25 protein-coding genes and 1 pseudogene are annotated in these 23926 nt (G+C 37.3%); 25 read left to right on the forward strand and 1 reads right to left on the reverse strand.

Annotated features, from left to right (window positions below):
• Positions 1 to 223: 223 nt before the first annotated feature.
• Positions 224 to 1474 carry a reverse transcriptase domain-containing protein gene (locus tag IGJ99_RS01690; RefSeq protein ID WP_438770493.1) on the reverse strand — a complete coding sequence of 417 codons (1251 nt, stop codon included), beginning with the start codon at positions 1472 to 1474 and terminating at the stop codon, positions 224 to 226.
• Between the two features lie 31 nt (positions 1475 to 1505).
• Between IGJ99_RS01690 and IGJ99_RS01695 the strand changes: the two are divergent.
• From IGJ99_RS01695 to IGJ99_RS01815, 25 genes and pseudogenes are all read left to right on the forward strand, one after another.
• Positions 1506 to 2912 (forward strand): annotated as a pseudogene (locus IGJ99_RS01695) (ImmA/IrrE family metallo-endopeptidase); the annotation flags it as partial.
• A 60-nt stretch (positions 2913 to 2972) separates the two neighbouring features.
• The gene (locus tag IGJ99_RS01700; protein WP_438770495.1) at positions 2973 to 4433 is read left to right on the forward strand and encodes a toprim domain-containing protein; all 1461 of its coding nucleotides are present in this window, start codon (positions 2973 to 2975) and stop codon (positions 4431 to 4433) included.
• Positions 4434 to 4443: 10 nt separating this feature from the next.
• Positions 4444 to 6648, forward strand: a complete 2205-nt coding sequence (gene topB / locus IGJ99_RS01705; protein WP_438770497.1) for a DNA topoisomerase III — start codon at positions 4444 to 4446, stop codon at positions 6646 to 6648.
• A 15-nt stretch (positions 6649 to 6663) separates the two neighbouring features.
• Positions 6664 to 6813, forward strand: a complete 150-nt coding sequence (locus IGJ99_RS01710) for a hypothetical protein (RefSeq protein ID WP_164885436.1) — start codon at positions 6664 to 6666, stop codon at positions 6811 to 6813.
• An 80-nt stretch (positions 6814 to 6893) separates the two neighbouring features.
• Positions 6894 to 7490, forward strand: a complete 597-nt coding sequence (locus IGJ99_RS01715) for a type IV toxin-antitoxin system AbiEi family antitoxin domain-containing protein (RefSeq protein ID WP_002293530.1) — start codon at positions 6894 to 6896, stop codon at positions 7488 to 7490.
• A gap of 12 nt (positions 7491 to 7502) precedes the next feature.
• Complete coding sequence (locus tag IGJ99_RS01720; RefSeq protein WP_438770499.1) at positions 7503 to 8402, forward strand: nucleotidyl transferase AbiEii/AbiGii toxin family protein; 900 nt, start codon at positions 7503 to 7505, stop codon at positions 8400 to 8402.
• 2 nt (positions 8403 to 8404) lie between these two features.
• Positions 8405 to 8869: a single-stranded DNA-binding protein gene (gene ssb / locus IGJ99_RS01725; RefSeq protein ID WP_349521192.1), complete on the forward strand. Its 465-nt coding sequence runs from the start codon at positions 8405 to 8407 to the stop codon at positions 8867 to 8869.
• A gap of 364 nt (positions 8870 to 9233) precedes the next feature.
• Positions 9234 to 9494 (forward strand): hypothetical protein, encoded by a 261-nt coding sequence (locus tag IGJ99_RS01730; protein WP_349521194.1) that lies wholly within the window; start codon positions 9234 to 9236, stop codon positions 9492 to 9494.
• Positions 9495 to 9929: 435 nt separating this feature from the next.
• Positions 9930 to 10148 (forward strand): DNA helicase UvrA, encoded by a 219-nt coding sequence (locus tag IGJ99_RS01735; RefSeq protein ID WP_071867389.1) that lies wholly within the window; start codon positions 9930 to 9932, stop codon positions 10146 to 10148.
• Between the two features lie 3 nt (positions 10149 to 10151).
• A complete protein-coding gene (locus IGJ99_RS01740; RefSeq protein WP_349521196.1) occupies positions 10152 to 10589 on the forward strand; it encodes a hypothetical protein in 438 nt (145 codons plus the stop codon).
• Complete coding sequence (locus tag IGJ99_RS01745; RefSeq protein ID WP_438770501.1) at positions 10582 to 11274, forward strand: hypothetical protein; 693 nt, start codon at positions 10582 to 10584, stop codon at positions 11272 to 11274. The genes IGJ99_RS01740 and IGJ99_RS01745 overlap by 8 nt, the downstream gene beginning before the upstream one ends.
• 172 nt (positions 11275 to 11446) lie before the next feature.
• Positions 11447 to 11647 (forward strand): hypothetical protein, encoded by a 201-nt coding sequence (locus IGJ99_RS01750; RefSeq protein ID WP_086335635.1) that lies wholly within the window; start codon positions 11447 to 11449, stop codon positions 11645 to 11647.
• Between the two features lie 15 nt (positions 11648 to 11662).
• The gene (locus IGJ99_RS01755; RefSeq protein ID WP_438770502.1) at positions 11663 to 11842 is read left to right on the forward strand and encodes a hypothetical protein; all 180 of its coding nucleotides are present in this window, start codon (positions 11663 to 11665) and stop codon (positions 11840 to 11842) included.
• A 136-nt stretch (positions 11843 to 11978) separates the two neighbouring features.
• On the forward strand, positions 11979 to 12191 hold the full coding sequence (locus IGJ99_RS01760) for a hypothetical protein (protein ID WP_438713255.1): 213 nt from the start codon (positions 11979 to 11981) through the stop codon (positions 12189 to 12191).
• Positions 12192 to 12543: 352 nt separating this feature from the next.
• Positions 12544 to 13296, forward strand: a complete 753-nt coding sequence (locus tag IGJ99_RS01765) for a hypothetical protein (protein WP_438770504.1) — start codon at positions 12544 to 12546, stop codon at positions 13294 to 13296.
• A 53-nt stretch (positions 13297 to 13349) separates the two neighbouring features.
• Positions 13350 to 13754, forward strand: a complete 405-nt coding sequence (locus tag IGJ99_RS01770) for a hypothetical protein (protein ID WP_192924804.1) — start codon at positions 13350 to 13352, stop codon at positions 13752 to 13754.
• Between the two features lie 781 nt (positions 13755 to 14535).
• The gene (locus tag IGJ99_RS01775; RefSeq protein WP_438770507.1) at positions 14536 to 16011 is read left to right on the forward strand and encodes a helix-turn-helix domain-containing protein; all 1476 of its coding nucleotides are present in this window, start codon (positions 14536 to 14538) and stop codon (positions 16009 to 16011) included.
• A 311-nt stretch (positions 16012 to 16322) separates the two neighbouring features.
• Entirely contained in the window at positions 16323 to 16691 is a 369-nt protein-coding gene (locus IGJ99_RS01780; protein WP_438770509.1) for an LPXTG cell wall anchor domain-containing protein, read from the forward strand.
• A 4-nt stretch (positions 16692 to 16695) separates the two neighbouring features.
• Positions 16696 to 17550, forward strand: coding sequence for a WxL domain-containing protein (locus IGJ99_RS01785; protein ID WP_438770510.1), 855 nt, complete (start codon positions 16696 to 16698; stop codon positions 17548 to 17550).
• A gap of 93 nt (positions 17551 to 17643) precedes the next feature.
• Positions 17644 to 18711: a DUF916 and DUF3324 domain-containing protein gene (locus IGJ99_RS01790; RefSeq protein WP_438770512.1), complete on the forward strand. Its 1068-nt coding sequence runs from the start codon at positions 17644 to 17646 to the stop codon at positions 18709 to 18711.
• On the forward strand, positions 18711 to 20630 hold the full coding sequence (locus IGJ99_RS01795; RefSeq protein ID WP_438770514.1) for a WxL domain-containing protein: 1920 nt from the start codon (positions 18711 to 18713) through the stop codon (positions 20628 to 20630). Before IGJ99_RS01790 ends, IGJ99_RS01795 begins: the two co-directional genes overlap by 1 nt.
• A gap of 132 nt (positions 20631 to 20762) precedes the next feature.
• Positions 20763 to 21116, forward strand: a complete 354-nt coding sequence (locus tag IGJ99_RS01800) for a DUF7006 family protein (RefSeq protein ID WP_438770515.1) — start codon at positions 20763 to 20765, stop codon at positions 21114 to 21116.
• Between the two features lie 518 nt (positions 21117 to 21634).
• The gene (locus IGJ99_RS01805) at positions 21635 to 21943 is read left to right on the forward strand and encodes an LPXTG cell wall anchor domain-containing protein (RefSeq protein WP_224434468.1); all 309 of its coding nucleotides are present in this window, start codon (positions 21635 to 21637) and stop codon (positions 21941 to 21943) included.
• A gap of 24 nt (positions 21944 to 21967) precedes the next feature.
• On the forward strand, positions 21968 to 22774 hold the full coding sequence (locus IGJ99_RS01810; protein ID WP_224434469.1) for a WxL domain-containing protein: 807 nt from the start codon (positions 21968 to 21970) through the stop codon (positions 22772 to 22774).
• A 91-nt stretch (positions 22775 to 22865) separates the two neighbouring features.
• Positions 22866 to 23906, forward strand: a complete 1041-nt coding sequence (locus IGJ99_RS01815) for a DUF916 and DUF3324 domain-containing protein (RefSeq protein WP_224434470.1) — start codon at positions 22866 to 22868, stop codon at positions 23904 to 23906.
• The last annotated feature ends 20 nt before the right edge of the window (positions 23907 to 23926 follow it).

The following is a 23926-nucleotide window of genomic DNA, read 5'->3' on the forward strand; positions in this document are numbered from 1 at the left end:
ACGGTTATTTTTTTTTGTCTTTGTTATTGCTGATCGTCAGAACTAATGTAGCGAATGCTAACGCAAACATTAGAGCTTCGTAAACAGACAAGCTTATTCCTTTCTAGGGATAAAGCCACAAATCAACAATTGTGATAGGTAAGTCTTTGTAGTTATCTCCAACTTTTCCCCCACACCACACCATGCATGAGAGTTTCCCCTCACATGGCGTTCCATCAAATAACTATTCTTTAATCGCTTCTAAATTACATTTCTTACGATATGTATTTATCTTCTTCAATTGTTTTCCATCCAGTTGAAGATTATCCACATACCATTTAATCGTCATGTTAGTTGTTGCATGAATTAATCTATGCACTTCTTTGGACACTATTACTAAGTTTTTATATTCATCCGTTCCACCAAGGTTTCTCGGAAGAACGTGATGACAATGAACCCTTTCTGCAAGGAGAAATTCACCTGTGATAGCGCAACACCCCTTTTGCATGGAGTATTTGGAGATGCGATTATCCATGTATTCCATGCTATTGTATTCAGTGGTGGAATACATCAGGGCATTGATTTCCTTATTAATCATATTATCAAGATATTCATGTTCTAATAATTTCCTGCCTTTGGCAGTATAGTTGCATTTCTCTTGAGTAAAGTTCAGGGCATTTTGAGTTTTTATGTCAGCAATAGGGTAGAGGTTTACTTTTTGAATCTCGAATGTACGATAGTTATTTTTGAAGTATTTCTTGTAGGTGATACTCTGGTTTCTGGGGACACCCCGCTTGCCAGTAGTTTTTAGACGATTGAATATAGTCTTATTAAGACGATAGGCAATTTCTCTGAAGTCTGTATTTACATGAGTTGCAATTCGGTAATAATTTTGTATCCCTAAGATGTATGAGTTGTATTTAACAATACTTTCGTAAGTCGGAGATTTTTGTATATTGATAATATGTTGTCTTAACTTTTCCTGGATTGTCTTTTTCTTTTTGTAGGATACAGATGTGTTGGCAACATATCTACTTCTCTTTTTAACTGCTTTAAGAGAGAATCCTAAAAACTCCGACTTATTTCTTCTCAGATTAGTAATCGTAGATTTTTCGGGTGATATATCAAGGTTCAATCTGTCTTTGAGATAACCTCTGACTGCGTGGTAGATACGAATTGCTGATTTGTGGGAGTTGGTGAAGACTTTGAAATCGACTGCATATCTTACGATATACATTTGTTTCAATTTAGAAGTCCTTTTTAGAGCTTGTACTTTTCCGCCTTTTTGTGCATAGGTGTGTCTTGTTTTCATTTCTTCCCATTGGTTAGCTATCCACCAATCTAAGTCATTCAAAACAATGTTGGATAATAGTGGTGATAGAATACCTCCTTGTGGTGTGCCCTTCGCAGGTATACCCTCCCCTTTAATAGGCGCTTTTAACATTCTGTATATTATCGCTAATATTCGTTTATCCTGTATACCAATGTTATACATTTGCTTCAAGAGTTTTGAGTGGTTAACATTAGAAAAGAATACCGAAAAAGTAATAAAAAATGAAATAGGTAGCCACGATAAAAAGATAGAGACAAAGAAACCAAGTTATCAAAAACGGTCAACAGAAGAGATTAAGCAAGAAGTCAAATTGCTTTCCCAACAGGCACTGGATGCGGTGAAAAAATATACCCATTCTCCTGAAGACGTCAAAGAACTCTTGAACTTTATGTCGCGTTTTCCAGAACGATCTTTTAGAAATCAGTTATTGATCGAGGAACAATTTCCAGGAGCAATGGCTTGTTTAGGTCGTGCTGCGTTGAAAAAAGAAGGAATCTATATCAAAAAAGGGGAACAAGGGAACAAGATCTTTGTCAGAAAAACGGTCAAAGGATTTTATGAGAAAGGACGTGGCTTTGTTCGAGAAACAGAGGCTACACCAGAAGATAAAAAACGAATCGAAAGTGGTCAAATCGAAGTGATCAAAAAACCTTACTACACGATTGAAAAAGTGTTTGATATCACACAAACACAATTGAAGCCTGAAGACTATCCGAAAATCTTCCCGAACCGCGTCTTTGATTTTCAATTGGATCAAACAGGGCAGACAGAACTTCAAGTTGGGATTCAAGCGGTAGCCAAAAATATTGGAATTCAAATTCGAGATATGACAGAAAGTGAAGTCTATCAAAGAGAATTAGGACAAGCACGTGGGGCGTACGTTCGTAACGAATTTACTGGCGAAGAAGAAATCGTCATGAATACTCGAAATACTCCTACGCAGCATTTAGCTACAAGTATTCATGAATTAGCTCATGCAAGAATGCACAAATTTTCAGAATTAGATACCGCAACTAAAGAATTGCAGGCAGAAATGACTTCTTATATTGTGTGCAAACATTTTGGAATGGACACGTCGGAGAAAGCTATTCCTTATATTGCAGCATGGACGAAGAATGGTCAGACGTTGGATGATAAGGAAGCTGCGGAACGTGGGAAAATCATGAATGATGTCAGCCGTGTCGCAAATGAATTCATTCAAACCATTTCTAATGAAATCAATCAATACAGAGAAAGAGAACCAGAGATCCAACCAGCAGAAGTGAAGCAAGAGCATAAAAATACTGTGGAAACGGCAGAACAAAAGAATATTGTTCCTGTTGGCTCACTTTGGATCGACAAGAAAGACGGGAAAGTAATGGAGGAAGATACGGGTCGAACGTTACATTTGAAGGATGCGGCGTTTATTGAAGATCCGCAGCATAATCAAGTGATTCTAAAAGGAAAAAGTTATGGAAAAGAGATCCAAACGGCGTTACCTTCAGAAGAATTTGCGCTAGGAAATCCATTCCGATTTTCACTTGAGACAGTGTCAGAAGTGGCCAAACGAAAAAATGAAATCTATTATGAACAACAATTGTCACAAAAAGAACGCGTATAAAACAAGTAAGAAAGACTATCTGAAAAATGGATAGTCTTTTTTCTTTTGGGAGGTTTGAAAATGACAGAGAAAAAAATGAGTCTCATTGATCGATGCAAGCAAATGGATATTGTGGATTTTGCACGAAACAATGGAATGGCTGTAGTCAATAAAGGACGTGACTATCGCTTAGAAGACCATGATTCGTTTGTTTTCGATCGAAGAAAACAACGTTTTTATTGGAATAGTCAAAATATTAGTGGCGACATTATTGAATTAGCTAAACTTTTTTTTATAGACAAAGAGATCCAAGACCCTAAGCAACAATTTAAAGCAGCCACTGATTTTATTCTAAAGAATGAAGCCAAAACAGAACGAGTAGAAAATCTTCATTTTGAGACAGAAAAGTACAAAGATCACCCCGTTGATTATCAACCACTTACAGAAAAAGGAAGGAATTATCTGAAGGAAGAACGAAAATTGCCAGAGTGGTTGATTGATTATGCAGAAAAAGAAGGATTGATTACTGAACTAAAGCCAAAACATGAACGGCAAAATTTTTTAGTTCGAGACAATCGTTTAGATCATGCGGTTGCCTTTTTATGGAAAGATCCACAGACAAAAGAGACTGTGGGGGCGAGTTATCAAGGAACGTTTATTGATTATGAACGTTTTGGTGAGAGAGGCACGTATAAGCATATAGATAAAAATTCGACAGCGAATCATGGCTTTAACCTAAAGATCGGTGACCCTAAGCAGTTAAAATTTTTTGAGAGTAGTATTGATTTACTTAGCTACGCTGCACTGAATCGTGATCAGTTAAACGATACGTGGTTAGTCTCTATGGAAGGGTTAAAACACCATGTGATCAGTCATTATTTTGGTGAGGCAGTATCTGAATTGAGAAAGAAACAAGCCTTTCCTCAATCGATTGAGATTTGTGTGGATAATGATCGTGCAGGACATATTTTCTACGAAAAGGAACAATTAATGGGCGCAGTCGATCCATTTACGAATCAGAAAGTACGTTGTGAACGAGGAATCGCTAATGATTGGCAAGTGCCAAAAGAATACAAAATCATTTATGAAGAAGTCGCAAAAGAAGAAAAGGTCACACCAGAAGCTATTATGGCCATACACAAGACAGAAAACAATCTGCAATTAACGAACCAACTGGTTTCCGCTCACAAAGTCAATGCGTCTTTTGGCCAGCAGCTTTCTGTTAACGATTCAATAGGATCCATTAATTTGAAAGATATTTGTAGAGAAGTCGCAAAAGAATTAAAAGCTTGTGAACGCGTGGATGGTACGTACGATTTTGATCGTTTTTATCAAGAAAAAGGGGATATTAATGCGCAGATTCTTTTCTCTTATAAAGCAGAACAATACTACAAAGGCTATAAAAATCATGAACATGAATTTGTACCTGAAGTGAAAAAGGATTGGAACGATCAATTGAAGCATGAGATCCAGCAACAAGAAATCAGAAAGCAAAAACGTGCCATGTTGTTTCAACAAGGCAGACAACACGAAAGGGAGTGAAACCGTCATTATGAAAACCGTCATTTTAGCAGAAAAGCCGTCACAAGCAAAAGCTTATGCCGATAGCTTCTCTAAAGCTACCCGAAAAGACGGGTATTTTGAGATCCAAGATCGATTGTTTCCTGGTGAAACTGTGATCACGTATGGTTTTGGTCATTTAGTCGAGTTAGATTCGCCCGATATGTACGATGAAAATTGGAAACAATGGTCATTAGAGCATTTGCCTATTTTCCCTACACATTATCACTATCATGTTCCTAAAGATAAGAAAAAGCAATTCAACATGGTGAAGCAGCAACTTCAATCGGCCGACACCATTATTATTGCGACAGATAGCGATCGTGAAGGGGAACTGATCGCTTGGACGATCATTCAACAAGCAGGCGCCGATCATGGAAAGATATTTAAAAGACTTTGGATCAACTCCTTAGAAAAAGAAGCCATTTATCAGGGATTCCAGCAATTACGAGACGCAAAAGAGACCTATCCCAAATTTGAAGAAGCACAAGCACGTCAGATCGCCGATTGGTTAATCGGTATGAATGGCAGCCCGCTGTATAGTTTACTCTTGCAGCAAAAAGGCATACCAGGAAGTTTTTCCTTAGGTAGAGTCCAAACCCCAACGCTTTACATGATTTATCAGTTGCAGGAAAAGATTAGAAACTTCCAAAAAGAACCATATTTTGAAGGAAAAGCCCAAGTAATCACTCAAAGTGGCACATTTGATGCGAAGCTCGATCCGAATGAAACCCAAGCGACGCAAGAAGCATTTGAAGCCTATTTAAAAGAAAAAGGTGTTCAATTGGGAAAACAGCCAGGCATGATTCGCCAAGTTGAAACCGAGAAAAAAAGCGCGGCAAGTCCGCGTCTTTTTTCTCTATCTAGCCTTCAGTCTAAAATGAATCAGCTCATGAAAGCTAGTGCCAAAGACACTTTGGAAGCTATGCAAGGATTGTATGAAGGGAAATATCTAAGCTATCCACGAACGGATACCCCTTATATTACGGAAGGTGAATATGCGTATCTGCTGGATCACTTAGACGAATACAAGCAATTTTTGAGGGCTGAAGAAATTCCGACTCCTATTCATACACCGAATAGTCGGTACGTGAACAATAAGAAAGTCCAGGAACATTACGCGATCATTCCTACAAAAACGGTTATGACAGCAGCGGCTTTTGAACAACTAAGTCCACTGCAGCAGGCCATTTATGAACAAGTGTTAAAAACAACGGTAGCCATGTTTGCGGAAAAATATACCTATGAAGAAACAACGATCTTGACGCAAGTTCAGCAGCTTCAGTTAAAGGCAATCGGAAAAGTACCGATAGATCTAGGTTGGAAGAAGTTATTTGGCAAAGAGAGCGACGGAAAAGAGAAGGAAGAAGAGCCGCTACTTCCTAAGGTGACAAAAGGAGAAATGGTGACGATAGATCTACAAGTCCTTGAAAAAGAAACGAAGCCACCACAACCTTATACCGAAGGTACGTTGATCACGGCGATGAAAACAGCTGGGAAAACCGTTGATAGTGAAGAAGCGCAATCCATATTGAAAGAAGTGGAAGGAATCGGTACAGAAGCGACACGGGCGAATATTATTGAAACCTTGAAACAAAAGGAATATATCAAGGTAGAGAAAAATAAGCTCGTGGTTACGAATAAAGGGATTTTGCTTTGCCAAGCCGTGGAAAAAGAGCCGCTGCTTACGAGCGCCGAAATGACCGCTAAATGGGAAAGTTACCTATTAAAGATTGGCGAGCAAAAAGGGACACAAGGTACTTTTCTAGCTAATATCCAAAAATTTGTCTCTCACTTGTTGGAAGTCGTCCCAGGGCAAATCCAAGCCACTGATTTTGGAGCAACGTTACAAGAGGTGAAAGCAGCCAGTGAAAAGCAAGAAGCTGCGCGTCATTTAGGAACTTGTCCAAAATGCCAGGAACAAGAAGTCTTACTCTATCAAAAGGTGGCAGCTTGTACGTCTGAAGCCTGTGATTTTAAATTATGGACAACGATTGCCAAGAAGAAACTCACAGCGACACAGCTGAAGGAGATCATTCAAAAAGGCCGAACAAGCCAACCAGTGAAAGGATTAAAAGGACAAAAGGGTTCGTTTGAAGCAACGATCGTTTTAAAAGAAGATTTCACCACAGGGTTTGAGTTTTCTGAAAAGAAAAAAACGAACTATAAGAAAAGAACACGACGCACTACAAAATAATGGAGGGGTTATCTTATGCGAAATACAACACACAAACAACAAGAAATCGAAAATCAAAAAGCAAAAATTCGTTCAGAACAAGAGAAATTACGTGCCAACAAACGAAGACTGCAGCAATTAAAGAACCAGCAGCGGATTCAAAAAGAAATTGAATTAGATCGATAAAATATTCCTTACTATTGTATACGTATAAACTTATGATATACTACAATTATAAGTTTGTACGTATACAAAGGAGGGAGAAAATGACAAAAGCAATGGTTTACAAGCTGCTAGAAGAATTTAACGGAACTTTGGCTTTGAAGGATGCCAAAAAAGCGGGCATTTCTCCTGTAACGATCAAACGTATGGTAGATCGTGGAGAGCTGGATCGTGAGTATCCAGGTTTTTTCACCTTACCTGGTCAATTTCCTGATGAATTGTTTATGGCACAAAAGAAATATGAGCGCGGCATTATTTCGCATATCACCGCGTTGGATTTATATGATTTAACGGATATGATCCCTAGACAGATCGATCTAACCGTACCTTACGGTTATCACGTTTCTGAAAAGGGGTTGAAGGAATTCGCAGTTGAGTTACACTATTCAAAAGCGGAATGGTATGAATTAGGTAAGATCGAAATAAAGAGTCGCTATGGGAATCCTGTTATAGCTTATGATCCAGAACGAACCTTATGTGACATTTGGAATCCCTGGTATAACGTTGAGGATGAAATCAAAGTAAAAGCAATCAAAAACTACATGGAGTCGGACAGAAAAAATCTTAGAAAATTGAATGAGTATCGACGAATTTTGCCTACAGACAAAACGATGCGCTCTTATATTATGGCTTTAAATTAAAGGAGAAGACACATGACACCTACGCAATTAAAAGCAAAAGTGAAGAATATTTCCAGAGAAAAAGAAGTTGATCCGCAGCTTGTTTTAAGACATTTTATGATGGAAAAATTCTTGGAAAAAATCTCAGAGTCTCCTTATCGTGAAAATTTTGTGTTAAAAGGCGGCTTCTTAATTGGCTCAAAGTATGGCATTGAAAATCGAACAACTAAAGACATTGATACGACTTTACGAGAAATGAAAGTAACCAAAGAAACATTGACAACGGTTCTAAACGATATTTTTTCAACGCCGACGAAAGAAGGCATTCAATTTGAGATTCAAGGAATGAAAGAAACGAGGGAAGCTGATTATTATCCAGGGTTTAGCTTACGTGTACTGGCACATTTGGAAAACATGCGGCCAGATTTTAAGGTAGACGTGACGACAGGTGACTCGATCTATCCTGCAACGATCACTCACAGTCATAAATTGATGTTTGAGGATCGAACGATTCCTTTGGAATCCTATCCTACAGAACAAATTATTGCTGAAAAATTAAGTGCAACCTTTGATTTTTTAACAGATAATTCGAGAGGAAAAGATTTTTATGATCTCTATACTATTCCTAAAATGGAGAAAATCGATGAGAAGACCTTGAAAGATAGTGTGAGAAATACATTTACACGTCGAGGAAAAACTGATCCGTTAAAGATTTACTATGAAAAGGATATGGATGTACTGAAAAATAGTCACGAGCTAAAGGATACCTGGAAGAAATATCAAAAAAGCAATCCTTATGCTGCGTCAATCACGTACGATGAGACAATGGATTTGATCAGTATTTTGATGGAAAAAGTGATTCATGTCGAAGAAAAAGAGCGAAAACTAGCTTATCAAAGACACCAACAAATGAATCAAGAAAGGGAGAGATAAAAATGATCAATAATGTAACTTTAGTAGGACGGTTAACCAAAGATCCCGACTTACGGTATACAGCAAGTGGTACAGCAGTGGCTACTTTTACTTTAGCCGTTAACCGTAATTTTACCAATCAAAGTGGCAATCGAGAAGCTGATTTTATCAATTGTGTTATTTGGCGTAAACCAGCGGAAACGATGGCTACATTAGCTAAAAAGGGTAGTTTAATCGGCGTCGTTGGACGGATTCAAACGCGGACTTATGACAACCAGCAAGGACAGCGTGTCTACGTGACTGAAGTTGTGGCCGATAATTTTCAGTTGTTAGAAAGTAAAACAGCCACCGAAAATCGTGCCAAGTATAATCCAGAGCAAGATAGTTCAAGAACGACTCACTTTGAGAAACAGGATGGTACTAATCAAGTAAATGATCCTTTTGATAGTCGGTTGATTGATATCAGCGATGACGAGTTACCATTTTAAGTAGTTTATTCTACAGGTTGCATTTGATACGGTTTATGCTATAATTTAGACAACAAAAAGAATTTTCAATCTATAACCAAAAACCACTAGCTGGCGGGCTAGTGGTTTTCTTTTACGTTTCTTTATAAGAATTAACGGGTAGGCTTACTGTCTTTGTTGGCAAATTTGCAATCAAGCCATTGGCAGATGTAGTGTGCGGCTACCTCTGCCATGATTGCAAAAGCAAAATCAAAAAGAAATTTCAAATCTATAACCTCCTCCCCTTGCCAGAATGGGCCGGGGTAGCAGACAGCAATAACATTATAGCACACTTAAAATTTCTAATTTTAGAGGATTTTGCTATACTCTTTACGAGGTGAGCGTAATGACAAAATATATTGGTTTACTTGATAAAATTAGAGTAATTCAAACACAACCTTTACTGTTAAGATTTACGTTACAAACAACAAATGGACCGATTAATTGTGTTGTCGCAAATATCGATATTGCAGATAGGTTATTGATTATGGAAGATAATAAATACAATATCGCTGTAACTGGCCATTTCAATAAAAGAAAACAACTAGTAATCGAAACAATGGATTTATTGAATCCAGATCATTATACAAAGAGTATGGGAATCTAACTTAGATAAAAGACAAGCTACTATTTCTTTATGGAATGGTAGCTTTTTTTATACATAAAAATGAAACAGCCTTGTTAGGAAGGCGTAAACGCCTTCTCAATTGTAAAACCCTTCTCTCACTCCAACCGCCACCGCCGTTCGAGAAAAAGCGAACGCAAAGCGTTCATAAAGAAAATGGGGTCTTGCTACGCAAGACGGATCGTAAAGGTGTCCTCTGGTAGAAAGATTTGATCCAGTCCGCTGTTTCTTTATTGATTTGCCAGACCGGCAACAAGTTGCCTTTTATCACCAAAAACAGCAAAGGACAAGAGTAAAATGCACGCTACGCGCCCTTGTCCTTTGCTGTTTTAGTTGATTCATTCTGGCCAACAAATCAATAAAGAAAGAAACGGCGGAAGGTTCAAAACCTTTCCCTAAGAGGAGGCAGGGTCAACTGTGAGAGAAAAATATGATTATTGGGGTGTACCTTTTAGTGTGTTGTATCCAATACCAAATATAAGGTATAAAAGTGTACCACATCAGATTGCATGTGACTGTGGAGAAAAAGCGGATTCTATAAAATCTGTATATCGCTATCAGTGTAAGACATGTGGAAGAAAATATTCATTAGTACGTGGCGACTATATTTTAATCGAAAATGACTTGGAGGAATAAAACATGGTTCAAAAATACTATGATGAATTTACTAAATTACCTTTGGACAAAATGGCACAAAAAATGGAGGATATGACTTTTCTATACAATGAGACTCGTGTGCCAAAAAAACACTACAAGAAACAGCTATCAGTAGCTGTCGAGGAAATGATTGAATCTAGTGTAGCAATCAATTTGATTGAAACGTATTACCGAACTTTGGAACAGTTGAAGAAACAAAATCCAAAATGGTTGTTTCAAGCATTGGTGTGCTTGGATTCAGGTATTAAACCGAGTACGATTACTCCTTCCGAGTATCAGGCGTTAGAACTTACTTATGCCAAATATTCGGAGACCAAAAAAGCTAAGACAATTTCTAATGAATGGCTAGATTTATTTGAAAAAATCAAAGAATATGGCGCATTGTACACACTTGAAATGGAGGGGAATGAAGATGAGTGAGGTTGTATATCAATTATCGACGGAGGACATTTGTCAATTTTTGACAAATAGGGAACATTTAAACGAGGTAACAAGAAGAGTGAAAAGTTCATTTAGCTGTATGGAAGAGTTAGGGTACTTTGTAAATAGTGTGGAACAAGAGCTATATAACGAGAAGCAAACGAGTGTTTTAAAAGTTGAAGCTAAGGTTAATTATTATACACTTCTACCTAAAATGGAAAATAACAGTACGCTTTTACGTTTTGAGACCGACCATTATATCATGAAAGTATTTTTAGAGACTAATGAGTATGTAAAAAATTATATTAATTGCTTGATTCTTAGGAAAGAATACTATTCAGAAAAAGACTATGTAACATTTGTAGAAAGTGGTAAGAACATGGAAGAAAGAATGGAGGAGCTAAATCAAAAAGAATATAATCACTTTGATTATTATGTGCTTTTTGCTCAATTTCTAACAGCCGAGACCGAATTAGCCTTGGTTTTTGGAAATGGGTACATGTTAACGGAACCTCAATCGTTTCTTGATGAGTACAAAAAAGAAGTAGCAAATTCAAAGGGCAATAACTCTGAAAGGCGGAAAGAATTGTATGAAACATTTCATTTTGATGAGACCGAACAAATGTTAGTAGAGTTAGAGAGAAAAAAAGTTGCTTATCAAATGTTTATGTTAAAAAAACAATAATTAGTATTTATATTTATACCGAAAAGTGAAAAAGTGTGAAATAAGAGTTTCTCCAATTAGAAAATCAGGACAAGCTCTTATTTCGCACCAATCGCTCCGACCGCCCCCGCCGCTTAGGTGGTGCGAAATAAGCGGGCAAGCCCGCTAACCTAAGAGAAAGAAGGAGATTTATATGAAAAAAATTATTCCCTTACTATTAGTGCTATTTGTTGGCGAAATACTTATGTCTCATAGTGCTGCTGTGGATGTAAACTTGGTAGTATTTTTAGGAATACTGGGATTTTGTTTGGTTTTTTGGCGATTCGTATTGGCGGTGGTCAGGTTAATATTCAAAATGATCATAACTATATTTTTTATAGGACTGTTTCGATGAGAGGAGAGAGAAGAAGTGCCGATTGCAACAGGAAACAAACGCTTACCCGTCACACTAGATGAAAATAGACAAAAAGAATTGCAGGAACTCAAACAGAAGTACGGAAAAAGTGAATCTAGGATTATGTGTATTGCGTTAGATCTATTGATCGTGCAAGAAAAATCAGGATTTGAGGTACCAGCACTCAAAAAGTGACGTCACTTTTTATACTAAAACCTAAAAGTGATATCACTTTTTAAATAATTGAAAAGGTGGAGATAAGGTGTAAAATTATTAAAATTATAATAAAGGGAATTAGATAGGTGTGATATAATATCATCGTAGAAAGTTTGTGGCGGTTTGGCAAATCCAATTGAAGGAGCGTGGTGCCTATGGGCTTATTAGCTTATCGGTCGTACTCTGTAGAAAGGAAATGCCTGATTTGTTCTCATTGGATCAAATCATTGCTATTATCGGAGCAGCAGCAGTGGTAATTACTGCTATAGCGAAAGCTAGTGATTCGGTTTTGGCATGGTTAAAGTTCAAAAAAGAACAAAAAAAATAGAGCCGTCTCAACTTTTGGCAGAGTAGACAGGCTCTAAACTTGTTAAAAATGCCATCCGCTTTGAACGGACTACACTAGGGGCTATGTTAGAGCATAGCTCCTTATTTACTTAAATTATAACTCAGATAGAGATAAATTGAAAGAGTTAAAGGTTAGTTTTATTCTAGAAAAGCAATCCTTTAGTAAAGAGAGGAATTTTTTATTATTCGAGTAACTCGATGTACTTTAAGTCAACGTTAACTTCTAAAAAATTAAAATTCAGATTTACAATAAGCGTAGATACACTACAGGATAGATTGATATATTTTTAATTTGACAAAAATTTCAATAATTTCAAATAATTATATGCTAGATGGAAAATAAAGAGGTGCTAAAATTGACAACAATAACTATGACAAAAAAAATAGAAGTATCTATTGATGGATCGCAAGAAGAAAAAAATTCCTTTTATGATTTTTTTTGGAAAAATAGTAGAGAATACGTAAAAGCATTGAATATGGTATATAAACAGTTGATGTTTGAAGAGTTGTTAAAAGATGCAATCAAAGAAATGGATCAAGGCTATGCGGAGAGAGAAAAAAGCATTCAAGATCGGATTGAAAAATTAGGATATAATGATCCGATAGATCAAAAGAAACTTGATAAAGCGAAAGCTGAATTATCTAAACTGAGAAATGAAAAAAATAAAGAAGCGAGAGAAATATTGACGCAAGCAATAGGTTTGAAGAGTCAAACGAGAACACGAGATGTAGCTAAAAAAATGGACTTTGATTATTCGGATTTTATTGATTCTGCAAATATGAAAGCTAGTAAAGACTTTGGCAATGATTTCATTGGGATCGTATCTGGACAAAGAACACCTAGAATATATAAAAATAAAAACAAATATGGATTATTGCCGTTCAGGGGGCGAGATATTAAAATACATAAAGCAGACAAGTTTTATATTTCTTTGCCTAAAGGATTTAGGTTTAAAGTAAATTTGGGTAGTAAGCCAAGGAAAGCAAGAGATGTTGCTTCAGTTTTACAATACATTGCAAAAGGTGATTACAAATTAAATCAGAGCAATCTAATTTATGACGGTAGAAAATTATTTTTAATCTAACATTTTCTTTTGAAAAAAGCTATAATGAACTGGAATTCAATGAAGGTACTGAATTGATTGTAAACTTTGTAGATTTATGTAGTGGTGAATGCTTAGTTAATAATCAAACGGTAATATCCTTTGGTGATAGCCAATATATAAGGAACTTCAAAAGTAAAATTAAAGCAATAAAATCAAAAGAACAAAGCCGAGGCATATTCTCTAAGGGCGGTCATGGTCGAAAAAGGAAATTAAATCAAGATCGATGGGAAGCAATAAAGAGCAGAGAGAGTAATTTTGTTAAAACTTATAATAATCAATGTTCTGCGAAAATCGTTAAAACTGCTATTCGCAATAAAGCTCAGGTTATATGTATTGCTGAACCAGATAAAGATTATGGAGAGTGGGCTTATTATCAACTGAAAGAGCAACTAGTAAATAAAGGAAAAAGATACGGAATAGAAGTTAAAAGTATCTGAAATAAAACAATCGTTGATTTGGCAACGAAATAGTGAGGGTAAAACCACTCACTGAAGGGTAAACTCCGTCAAGTTGTGTGACCAGACGGAAGGACAAATGCTGTTAAGGTTTTAGAACCATATAAAACAGCATGGTTCTAAAATTGCCAGTGATTGCGGATATAGCAAAGAGATGTTTTAGAACCATATAAAACAGCATGGTTCTCAAATGCAACACGGACAATAATAGCATAAATTAAGGTTTTAAAACTATACTTTTGGGTATAGGCTAATGATATAAAATCATATTTGTTTAAAATATTGATTTTCAATGTTTTTTGCTTATTTCAAAGTATTTACTAAGATTTGTGTATTAATAGTAAACAAATGGTATAAGGTTGATAATAAAAATATATGTTTATCGCATGTATTTCTGCATTTTTTAGTCCAACAGGGTATGGCCTCTAGAACTCCTAATAATCATTCAAGTAGTGACATGAAAAAGCTAAATCGATTTAGTGAGAGATTACAAAGAAGGACGAATAAATGAGCAATTAAATAAGGGACAGAAACTTTTATGTTTTTGACCCTTATTTCTTTGTCATCATTATACTATACATATATTTAGAGGGTATACGGAAAGACAATAGAAAGTACGCTATTATCCACTCACAAAGGACTTTTCTATTTTGATTTTTATTTTTTTAGCTTTTAGGATGAAAATAAGGTTTATCATTTTCAATAAGTATGCTATTTATGTAATAGTACAAGAAAGTAGTTAAATAAAAATTAGGAGGAAATTATGAGGGATCTACAATTGGCTTTTATTAGTAATCGTGTAACGCGTCGATTATTTAAACTATTAAGTATTATCGAGCGTAATCGCTTCTTTACAATCGGTGAACTGGCAGAGAAGATACAAGTGACGGAGCGGACGATTGCTAATGATCTAAAATATATGCGGGATTATTTTAGCGAGAGTATCATATTGGCTTCTGGAAACAGTGGCTTTTTATTTGAAGTAACAAAACCGTCGATTTATCAAAAAAGAAAACAACAGTTATTGGAAAATGAATGCTTATTTGAAATTATTGGCAATATTTTTTATGGCAAATTGTACCGAGTCGATGAATTAGCGGATTATTATCACTATTCAGAGAGTGCGTTTCGACGGATGCTCAGCCAAAGTAATGAAGTACTAAAAAGCTATGGATTGCAGTGGGTGTCCAATCCATTAACGATTCATGGAGATGAAGCCAGTCTGCGCAAATTTTTCAAAGACTTTTATTATGAAGGAACCGAAACAGAGTATACCCTCCTGCCCGATCCTGCTCTGCACGAGCTGATTCTAACAAAGTTAAATGGAAAACTCGGTAACTATAGGATTGGCTCTGGCATGTCCCCAGAGTCTCATTACTATACGTATTTTATTGCTTTAGAACGGGCTAGTTTAGGATATACCATAGACTTACCCGAAGAGTTGATAAAGTTAGCTGATACAGGGGCTGATTTTTCGTTACTTTATTCTTTGAAAGAAGATTTTGAGGAGTTGTACGGCATCGAATACCCCAAAGAAGAATTTGCCTGGATCTATTTAATGATGATCGTAGAACGAACAGTAGATCGTGAAGATCAGGAACAATTATTTTATGACCATTTTCATCTGGGAAATGAAAGTGCCCATTTGACTGAGAAGTTCTTACAAATGCACGAACTCCCGGAATTGAGTGATCAAACAATCACCACGTTTATGCGTGCTTTTTTTTTATCTAGAAAAATCAATCATTTGATTACACCTGTGCTTAATAAAGAAATGACAGATGTTAAAGAAGCAGTGATTCATTCTGATCATGAAATATATCTGAAGAATCGACAGTTTTTGGAGGAACAGGCTCCTATTTCCTTTAGCTCTTCTAACTACTTAGAAGATATTTGTGTGAGTTTGACGGTATACAGTGAATTAATTTTAGATCTTTATTCACCAGCAAAGACGATTTACTTTCTTTTAGAGGGCGATCATTTTCTCTGTCAGTATATTCGAACACGTGTGATCCAACAATTTGGATTAAAACATCACATCATATTTTTGCCATTACAGTCTCTAACAAGTGAAAACTTACAACAGGATGAGGTTGACTTGATCGTCACCAATTATTCCCGCTATGTATCAGACTATGTTATTGAAACGGAGTATGTCCTGTTAAAAGAAGTGCCAGATGATCAAGATTGGCATCAATTAGAAAAAAAGATTGATCCCTACCGTAAGAAATGGTTCTAACCGTTTTCGCTCGTACCAAGTAGTTATAGATTTTTTTGTTTTTTCAGGTCTCCATGAAAAGAACGATTTTGATTTTTTCCCTTTCTCCAAGTATGCTTATTTTCATAAGGAAACACGCGTGAATACTTATAGGAAATATTGTATCAAAAACCTTCGTTTTTGATAAGTTTAATTCGTTATTTATATTTTCAACAAGAAACTTAATTTAATCACTTTTTCAAGACATCAGCTGCTATTTGGATGTCTTTTTTGTCGTCTCCTCAAAAACGAAGAATTTTGAGACAGTTAAGAAAGGTTATAGGGGGAGGGATATGAAACACAAAAAAAAATACATACTAAGTATAGGTATGTTGCTGATTAAAATGTATGCACCACTAGTTGTTTATGGGACAGAAGTACGCTCAGTGGAAACTGACGGGACAATTGGTTTTACTGGCATATATGAAACACCAGGAACACCAGAGCCAGCACCGGAAGGTGCGATCAAACCAGATTTACCAAAAGAAATTGCTCAACACCCCTCAGGGGTCAGTCACCCAACAGCCAGAAGATTACCGAAAACAAACGAGGAACAGATGCGCATTTGGTCAATGTTTGGTCTCTTGCTTATCATCATAGTACTTGGCTTTTGGTTTTGGCGGCACAAAAAGAAAAAAACAACTCAAGAAAGTAGGATTTAAATACATGAAATTCGTTAGATTAGTAACCATTGCAGCATTAAGCTCCGCCATTTTTGTTGGAGGTGTCACAGCCTTCGCAGAAGAAACACCCGGGGAAAAATCAAAAGAAGTACGTAATGTCACTACGGATGGAACAATTGAATTTACAGCCAATGAAGATGAAGAGCTAGTGGTTATCCCACCAGAAGATGGACCAGATGTAGAGATTGAACCTGAAGTGCCAGGAACGACCGGACCTTTATCGATCATGAAAGCTGCCACAATGAATTTCGGTTCACAAGTGATTTCGAATCAAGATCAAACCTATAATATGGTCGCAGAAAAGCAACAAAAAGCAGGTACGACGGGTGAAGAAAACAAAGTCCCTTATGTCAGTTTTGCACAAGTACAAGATGTCCGGGGAACGAATGCAGGTTGGGATCTACAAGTACGTATGACCGACTTTAAAGCAACGAAAGAAACAGTCAATGATACCTTGCTTGGGGCACAAATTTCATTATTGAATCCAAGAATCCAGTATGAAGGAAGCACGGCTGGGAATGCGCCAGTAGCTCATGCAGCTGAATTAAAATTGATACCAAATGCTTCTGCCGTATCCTTGATGAACGCAGAAAAAGATAAAGGTGCTGGTGTTTCTTCAGTGGTTTGGGGAAATCAAGCAGACTTAAACGCACAAGAAGCGGATGATAAGGTTGAGGTAGTCACAAACAATGCCATTCAATTATTTGTTCCTGGCTCGACAGCGAAAGATGCGACACAATACAAATCCACACTAACTTGGGAATTATCTTCTACTCGGGATAATGAAGACGACGATGAAGATGATAAAGACAAAACAGGTGTGACTGATGGCGTATAGTCCTGAAGAAACCCACGGTTTCAGCTGATAGAAGTAAATGGTGTAGCGTTACAAGATTGTAGCGCTACTTTCTTTAAAGAAAGGGGAAAATAAATGAAACAAGAAAATACATATCGAAAAAATAAAATCCAACAAACAGGAATGATACTGCTTCTGTTATTGGTTAGTTTGGTGGCACCGATGCGTGTGGGCGCAGAAGAGGGAACCTTGAATTTTTATGTGACACCGGAGTTCTCAGAAAATCAAAAGGCAGGAAACGAACGCTATTTTCAGCTAACTCTCCCACCGGATGCGACAGAAAAACTGACATTGAAACTACAAAATGCCAATGCAGAAGCAAAGAAAATCAAAATCACGCCACATACTGCGTATACGAATGTGATGGGGGTCGTGGAATACGGACAAGACGCGGAAAAAGCCGACCCCACACTCCAGCATTCGCTGGATGAATTGATCGAACATCCCGAAATCATCGAGCTTGGTGGTAACGAAACGAAAACAGTGACACTTGATCTGAAGATGCCAAAAGAAGCATTTGAAGGATTCTTAGCAGGTGGCTTACGGATCGAAGAAGTCAAAGAAGACACAACAGAAGAGACGAGTGACGAAGAAGGGGTCGCCATCCAAAATGAGTTTGCCTATATTATCGGTGTGGTGGTGAGCAACAACCAAGATGCCGTGCAACCTGATTTAGAGTTGTTGGATGTCTTTGCCGATCAACTCAACTATCGCAATGTTATCAGTGCGAATCTACAAAACTTCACTCCAACATTCGTGAATCGCTTAGAAGTTGAAGCCACGGTGCAACGAGTTGGTGAAGAAGAAATTTTATACCAAGCAAGTCAAGAACAGATGCAAATGGCGCCAAACTCCAATTTCAATTTTCCGATTTCCTTAGATGGGGATCGCTTTCGCAGTGGGGAGTATCTGTTGAAAATGACGGCACGTTCTGGGAAAGAGGAATGGGAATGGGAACGGAAATTTACGATCGAGGCGGACGAAGCTCGAGCATTGAATCAACAAGATGTCACGATTGATACAAGTATTAATTGGTGGATGATTGGAGCAATCATGGTACTCGTTTTATTGCTTGGAATCATTCTTTACCTATTTCTCCATAAAAGAAAAAAAGAGCAAACGAATAACACGGAGGAAATGTAATGATCTCAAGACTAAGAAGAACGATGCTTCTTTTAGGGACGACAATTCTAGTGATTCACACAGTATTCATGCCGATAGGCATGTACTCCGCAGAGATAAAGATAGACACAGAGGGGCATAAACCAGTGGAACTCCCTGCTATTGAAAATTCATTAGAAGAACTAGCCAGTACTCCTAACTTTTTCTTTCCTCAATCTCAATTACAAGGAACGACTGAAGAACCCCTACAAGTGACATTCGCTTCTGATCAAGAAGTTTCAGAAGCACGAGTGGTCTTACCCGAAGAAGCGACGATCGTCAAAGAGCAGTTACCAGAAGGAGCCTCGGTTATACAAGGTGAGCAGTCTAAGGAATGGTTGATTCAGTCAGAACATGCTCAAACTACGTTTATTCTTCCACTTGTATTTAAAACAGTGGGGAATTATGAACTGTCTGTGGGAGAAGTAAAAGCAACTGTGGAGATTCAAGAGCAAGAAGAGGAAGTTTCTATTGAAAATCCTGCTGATAAAATGAAGGAATCAAGCGAGTTGATTGAAAATGATTATAGCCAATACGATGAATTACTGGATAGCTATCAAACTAATCCTTCATTTGATAGGAAGGTTACAGAATTTAGAAATCCATTATTTAGTTATGGACCAAGTGGTCAATTTATCGATGGCTGGTCACTGTTCATAGGACCAGGGATACTTGGCCCACTAACAGAATTAAGCATATCAAATACATTAGAGAGTAATTCAGAATTCAGATATGCTTTTGATGGAACTGAAACTACTGATCGAGTTTTGTTTAGAAATAAATCAGATAATGAAGGGTTGAGAGTCCGAATCAAGGAAAATACTACATTGATTGCCGGGCAATCATTCAATACTGTTCCTGGAAGAGAATACTTAGTCAGAGGGGGATTTACTGGGAATGCACGTAATGGACTAATCGTTTATGAAGGGGAGAGTTTTGCAGGAGGAAATGGACTAACTTCAACCGAGGTAGATCCAAATGGCTTTAGGGAAGTGTCTTTCACAGCAGAAAGCTCAAGATATTCGATATCTTCTAGAATATTTGCTTTTACAGGAGAGGAATTTGGAGAATCAGCTATAAACTCAGTGGCTGTAGGAGAAAAGATAAATATGGAAATCAAGTATTTAGATGAGAATGGAAATGAGCTTTATGATAGTAATCAATTTTATGGTATAAAGGGTGAAGATTATGAAGTGAAACCTATTGATATTCCAGGATATATACTTAAGAGTAGCACTAGCAATTACAAGGGCGTCTTAAGTGAGAATGGAACAATAATTTTCCAATATGTAACAGAAAAAGTTGATCCAGTTGATCCATTAAATCCAGAAATTGAAGTTGATCCAGAAAATAGCCCAGAACTACCAGAAAAACAAGGTCTACTGAGTATTGATTTCGTTTCTTCTTTTAATTTTGGCACACAAGCTATTTCTATTCATGACAAAACTTATTATGCACAAGCGCAACGTCTATTGGATGAAGATGGTGTGGTCAATGAAAATGAAGAGCGCTCTAACTATGTGCAGATCAGTGATCGTCGGCCAGAATCTGAGCGTAATGGTTGGGAATTAGCAGTCACGCAAAAAGAACAATTTAAAGGGGAAGAAAACCAAGTATTGAATGGCGCTAGTATAAGTCTGTCGAACCAACAAGTGGTTTCTGCACAAGGTGGAACAGCACCTGGGCTACAATCTGTACCCTGTGAGCTAATCCCAGGGAATAGGCGTACCTTGTTGAAAGCGCAAGGAAATGAAGGTGTAGGTACTTGGATCTATCGGTTTGGTGATGCAGAGACGGCAAAAGAAAGTGTTGCATTAAATGTTCCAAAAGGGGCGAATCCAGAAGCAATTAGTTATTCGACAACTTTGACATGGGAATTAAGTGCAGTTCCTGACAATTAGAAAAGAATACTGTTTTCTAATTGTAAAATTTTTAGAGTCTTTGATAGATCGAATTGTTAGTCAGATCAATAATAAGTAGTAAATTTTTATTAAATCAATAAGAAACTGAAAAAAGAAAGGAGAAACTTCAAGATGAATATCCCCCTAACAACGGATGAATACAGGTATCAGTTCCAAAAACGTATGCCACAAGACAAAAGAGAAAACGAAGAACTTAATGCGTACTTGGAACAACAGTTCGAGCAACTCGATCAATTGACAAGTACAGTTTCACCAGATAATTCTTGGGAGAATCTTCCTAAAATTCTAGGGGTAGATGCGAAACTAACACTAATGTCAGAACTAATTAGTTATGACTATAACAAATTGCCAATAAATGAAATCTTACGAATTGTTGAGACAGACTATCGCACGTACTTCAAGGAACTTTGTGGCAATGAGCAGAGTACAAAAAATAAATATTCGATGATATTTAATGTAGTCTAAAAATATGTTTATAAAAAAGATTGTCCCGAAAACATACTTTTTGGACAATCTTTTAGAATTTATATCATTTTGCAAACTGATTTGTTTATCATAGAATTATTAAAGAAATTTGTATTTAGTTAAACAAAACATTTAATAGATGCAGGAGTCCAACAGGGTATACCCTGTTGGACTTTCTATTTCGCTTTTAAACACTTAAATTAGAAAATGACATCGAAGTTGAGCAAGAAAAATAAAAGATAAGAATCAAAAAACTTAAATATTTTTGATCCTTACCTTTTATTTTTTTTTGAGCACTAATTATTTTCTCCCATTCATTCTGATGAATCAATGATTTCATTTGTTTTTTTGGGTTATTTTCTAGATATGCATAACGAGGTGAAAATTGTGATTTTCAACCTTATATAAATTGTTATAAGATAATGAATATAAGGAAGGCTAAAGGTTAAGCCTTGTTTATTCACTAAAACGTATTAGAAACCATAGTTTTTGAGATAGATGTTAAAGGAGGAGGGAAGATGCGAAAAACTATTGGTCTTATGATTGGTCTAATGTCCCTAATAATAGCGATACAATTTCCCCTGCAGGTGTATGGTACACAGGTCCAATCCGTCGAGTCAGAAGGATCTATTGGGTTTACAGGAACTTATGAACCAATCGGTCCACCAGATCCACCTCCCAGCACCAGCACACAAAAGCCAGGAGGAACTTTGCCAAAAACCAATATGACCGGTAGCTCACTTGGGCTATGGATTGGAAGTTTCTTAGTGGCAGGTGTTTTATTAGTCGTAGGGAATAAAAAAAGAAAAGAAACACAAGAAAATTAATTAAAAGAAAGCAGGAATTTAAGTATGAAATTTATTCGTTTAGCAACTGTAGCCGCATTATCAACCACGATTTTCGCAGGAGGTGTACAGGCTTTCGCTGAAGAGGGAAACCAAGAGTCAAAAGAAGTACGTAAAACAACAACGACCGGTCAGGTCACCTTCACTCCAAATATTGAAGACACAGTAGTAGAACCTGATCCTGAAGGTCCAGATGTGACGATCCCACCAATTCCTGGTACGGGACCACTAACGATTGCAACAGTTCCAACAATGAACTTTGGAACGAAAGTTATCTCAACTGCTGATGAACATTACAACATGATTGCGGAAATGCAACAGAAAGCCGGAACAACAGGCGAGGAAAATATGATTCCTTATGTCAGTATGGCACAAGTTCAAGACACCCGCGGAACGAATGAAGGATGGGAACTGAGCGTGAGTTTAAGTGAATTTCAAGCAAAAACAGATACCCTAAATAGTGTGTTAAAAGGCGCCAAAATTACGTTATTCGATCCTTCCCTTCGTTACAGTGTGAATGATGCAAATCAGGAACCGACGATTCACACAAGTGGTTTAGAGTTGATTCCAAGTGAAGAGGCCGTGCCGGTCATGACAGCTGCTAACCAAAAGGGTGGCGGAACTTCTTCCGTTGTTTGGGGAGATCATGATGCGCTCGCAAAACAAGTAGAAGATGGGGTAGATGTCGTTGAAAATAAGGCGATCCAATTGTTTGTTCCTGGCTCGACTGCCAAAGATGCAGTAACGTATACCTCTACATTGACATGGGAATTAGAACTAACACCAGATAATGAGGAACCTAATGCGGTTTAAGAAGTAAAACATTCCTATTTCCATGTTCCATTAGTCACTGGCAGCGTTACAGATTTCTGTGACGCTGCTTTTTTAGAAAGGATTATGACAAATGATACACAAACAAACGATACAAAAAAGTCTATGGTTGCTTATAGCGCTCTTCTTTTTCTTGCCACGGGCGGTCCAGGCCGAAGAAGCGAGTTTAAATACGTATGTTACCCCTCTTTTTCCAGAGAGCCAAGTGGATGAAAGTAAAGGATACTATGAGTTATTACTCCCTCCTGGACAAAAAGAGACTTTGCGACTAGAAGTCGGAAATTCCAGTTCAGAACCAATCAACGTTCAGGTGACACCGCATACAGCTTATACTAATACTTTGGGGAATGTCGAGTATGGCAAAGATGTTGAAGAAGCGGATCCATCCTTAATCCACTCCTTGGATGAGCTGATGACTCCTTCGGAGGTCATTGCTTTAGCTGGAAATGAAACAAAGGTTATAGAAATTCCTCTGCAAATGCCTAAAGACGCCTTTGAAGGGTATTTAGCCGGCGGTTTAAGGATCACCGAAGTAAAAGAAGAGGAAGATAGCGATGCCCCAGGAGGAGAAGGCGTAGCTATCAAGAATGAGTTTGCCCATGTGGTTGGTGTGGTCGTTAGTAATACTCGAGACTCGGTGCAACCGGAGTTGGAACTATTAGATGTGTTTGCAGATCAATTGAACTACCGCAATGTGATCAGCGCCACGTTACAAAACTTTACGCCCACTTTTGTCAATCAATTGGCGGTGGAAGCGACCGTAAAACGAGTAGGGGAGAACGAGGTTCTCTATAAGGCGGAGAAAGAAATGATGCAGATGGCCCCAAATTCTAATTTCAACTTCCCGATTTCTTTAGAAGGCGACCGTTTTCGAGGTGGGAACTATGTCCTAGAATTAACAGCTACATCGGGAGAGAATGAATGGTCATGGACGCGTGAATTTACGATTGAAGCCGAAGAAGCCCGCAAGTTAAATCGAGAAGACGTAATGATTGATTCTGGTGTCAATTGGTGGATGATCGGTTCGATTATTTTGCTTATTTTAATGCTTGGACTTGTGCTTTACCTGATGTGGCAAAAGAAAAAAGCACGTGAAAGCGAAAAAGAAGTATAAGTATACAAATTTTCCTCGCA

It is taken from the genome of Enterococcus sp. AZ095b (assembly GCF_051714725.1).
In the GTDB taxonomy this organism is placed as follows: Bacteria; Bacillota; Bacilli; order Lactobacillales; family Enterococcaceae; genus Enterococcus_B; species Enterococcus_B pernyi.

Bases quoted from the DNA above. Each gene is read 5' to 3' on its own strand.
- IGJ99_RS01765 (WP_438770504.1), top strand. From the start codon at position 12,544: ATGGAAAATAAAGAGGTGCTAAAATTGACAACAATAACTATGACAAAA.
- IGJ99_RS01815 (WP_224434470.1), top strand. From the start codon at position 22,866: ATGATACACAAACAAACGATACAAAAAAGTCTATGGTTGCTTATAGCG.
- IGJ99_RS01720 (WP_438770499.1), top strand. From the start codon at position 7,503: ATGACACCTACGCAATTAAAAGCAAAAGTGAAGAATATTTCCAGAGAA.
- IGJ99_RS01700 (WP_438770495.1), top strand. From the start codon at position 2,973: ATGACAGAGAAAAAAATGAGTCTCATTGATCGATGCAAGCAAATGGAT.
- IGJ99_RS01775 (WP_438770507.1), top strand. From the start codon at position 14,536: ATGAGGGATCTACAATTGGCTTTTATTAGTAATCGTGTAACGCGTCGA.
- topB (WP_438770497.1), top strand. From the start codon at position 4,444: ATGAAAACCGTCATTTTAGCAGAAAAGCCGTCACAAGCAAAAGCTTAT.
- IGJ99_RS01795 (WP_438770514.1), top strand. From the start codon at position 18,711: ATGATCTCAAGACTAAGAAGAACGATGCTTCTTTTAGGGACGACAATT.
- IGJ99_RS01785 (WP_438770510.1), top strand. From the start codon at position 16,696: ATGAAATTCGTTAGATTAGTAACCATTGCAGCATTAAGCTCCGCCATT.
- IGJ99_RS01790 (WP_438770512.1), top strand. From the start codon at position 17,644: ATGAAACAAGAAAATACATATCGAAAAAATAAAATCCAACAAACAGGA.
- IGJ99_RS01800 (WP_438770515.1), top strand. From the start codon at position 20,763: ATGAATATCCCCCTAACAACGGATGAATACAGGTATCAGTTCCAAAAA.
- IGJ99_RS01780 (WP_438770509.1), top strand. From the start codon at position 16,323: ATGAAACACAAAAAAAAATACATACTAAGTATAGGTATGTTGCTGATT.
- IGJ99_RS01740 (WP_349521196.1), top strand. From the start codon at position 10,152: ATGGTTCAAAAATACTATGATGAATTTACTAAATTACCTTTGGACAAA.
- IGJ99_RS01750 (WP_086335635.1), top strand. From the start codon at position 11,447: ATGAAAAAAATTATTCCCTTACTATTAGTGCTATTTGTTGGCGAAATA.
- ssb (WP_349521192.1), top strand. From the start codon at position 8,405: ATGATCAATAATGTAACTTTAGTAGGACGGTTAACCAAAGATCCCGAC.
- IGJ99_RS01730 (WP_349521194.1), top strand. From the start codon at position 9,234: ATGACAAAATATATTGGTTTACTTGATAAAATTAGAGTAATTCAAACA.
- IGJ99_RS01715 (WP_002293530.1), top strand. From the start codon at position 6,894: ATGACAAAAGCAATGGTTTACAAGCTGCTAGAAGAATTTAACGGAACT.
- IGJ99_RS01745 (WP_438770501.1), top strand. From the start codon at position 10,582: ATGAGTGAGGTTGTATATCAATTATCGACGGAGGACATTTGTCAATTT.
- IGJ99_RS01810 (WP_224434469.1), top strand. From the start codon at position 21,968: ATGAAATTTATTCGTTTAGCAACTGTAGCCGCATTATCAACCACGATT.
- IGJ99_RS01710 (WP_164885436.1), top strand. From the start codon at position 6,664: ATGCGAAATACAACACACAAACAACAAGAAATCGAAAATCAAAAAGCA.
- IGJ99_RS01690 (WP_438770493.1), bottom strand. From the start codon at position 1,474: ATGTATAACATTGGTATACAGGATAAACGAATATTAGCGATAATATAC.
- IGJ99_RS01805 (WP_224434468.1), top strand. From the start codon at position 21,635: ATGCGAAAAACTATTGGTCTTATGATTGGTCTAATGTCCCTAATAATA.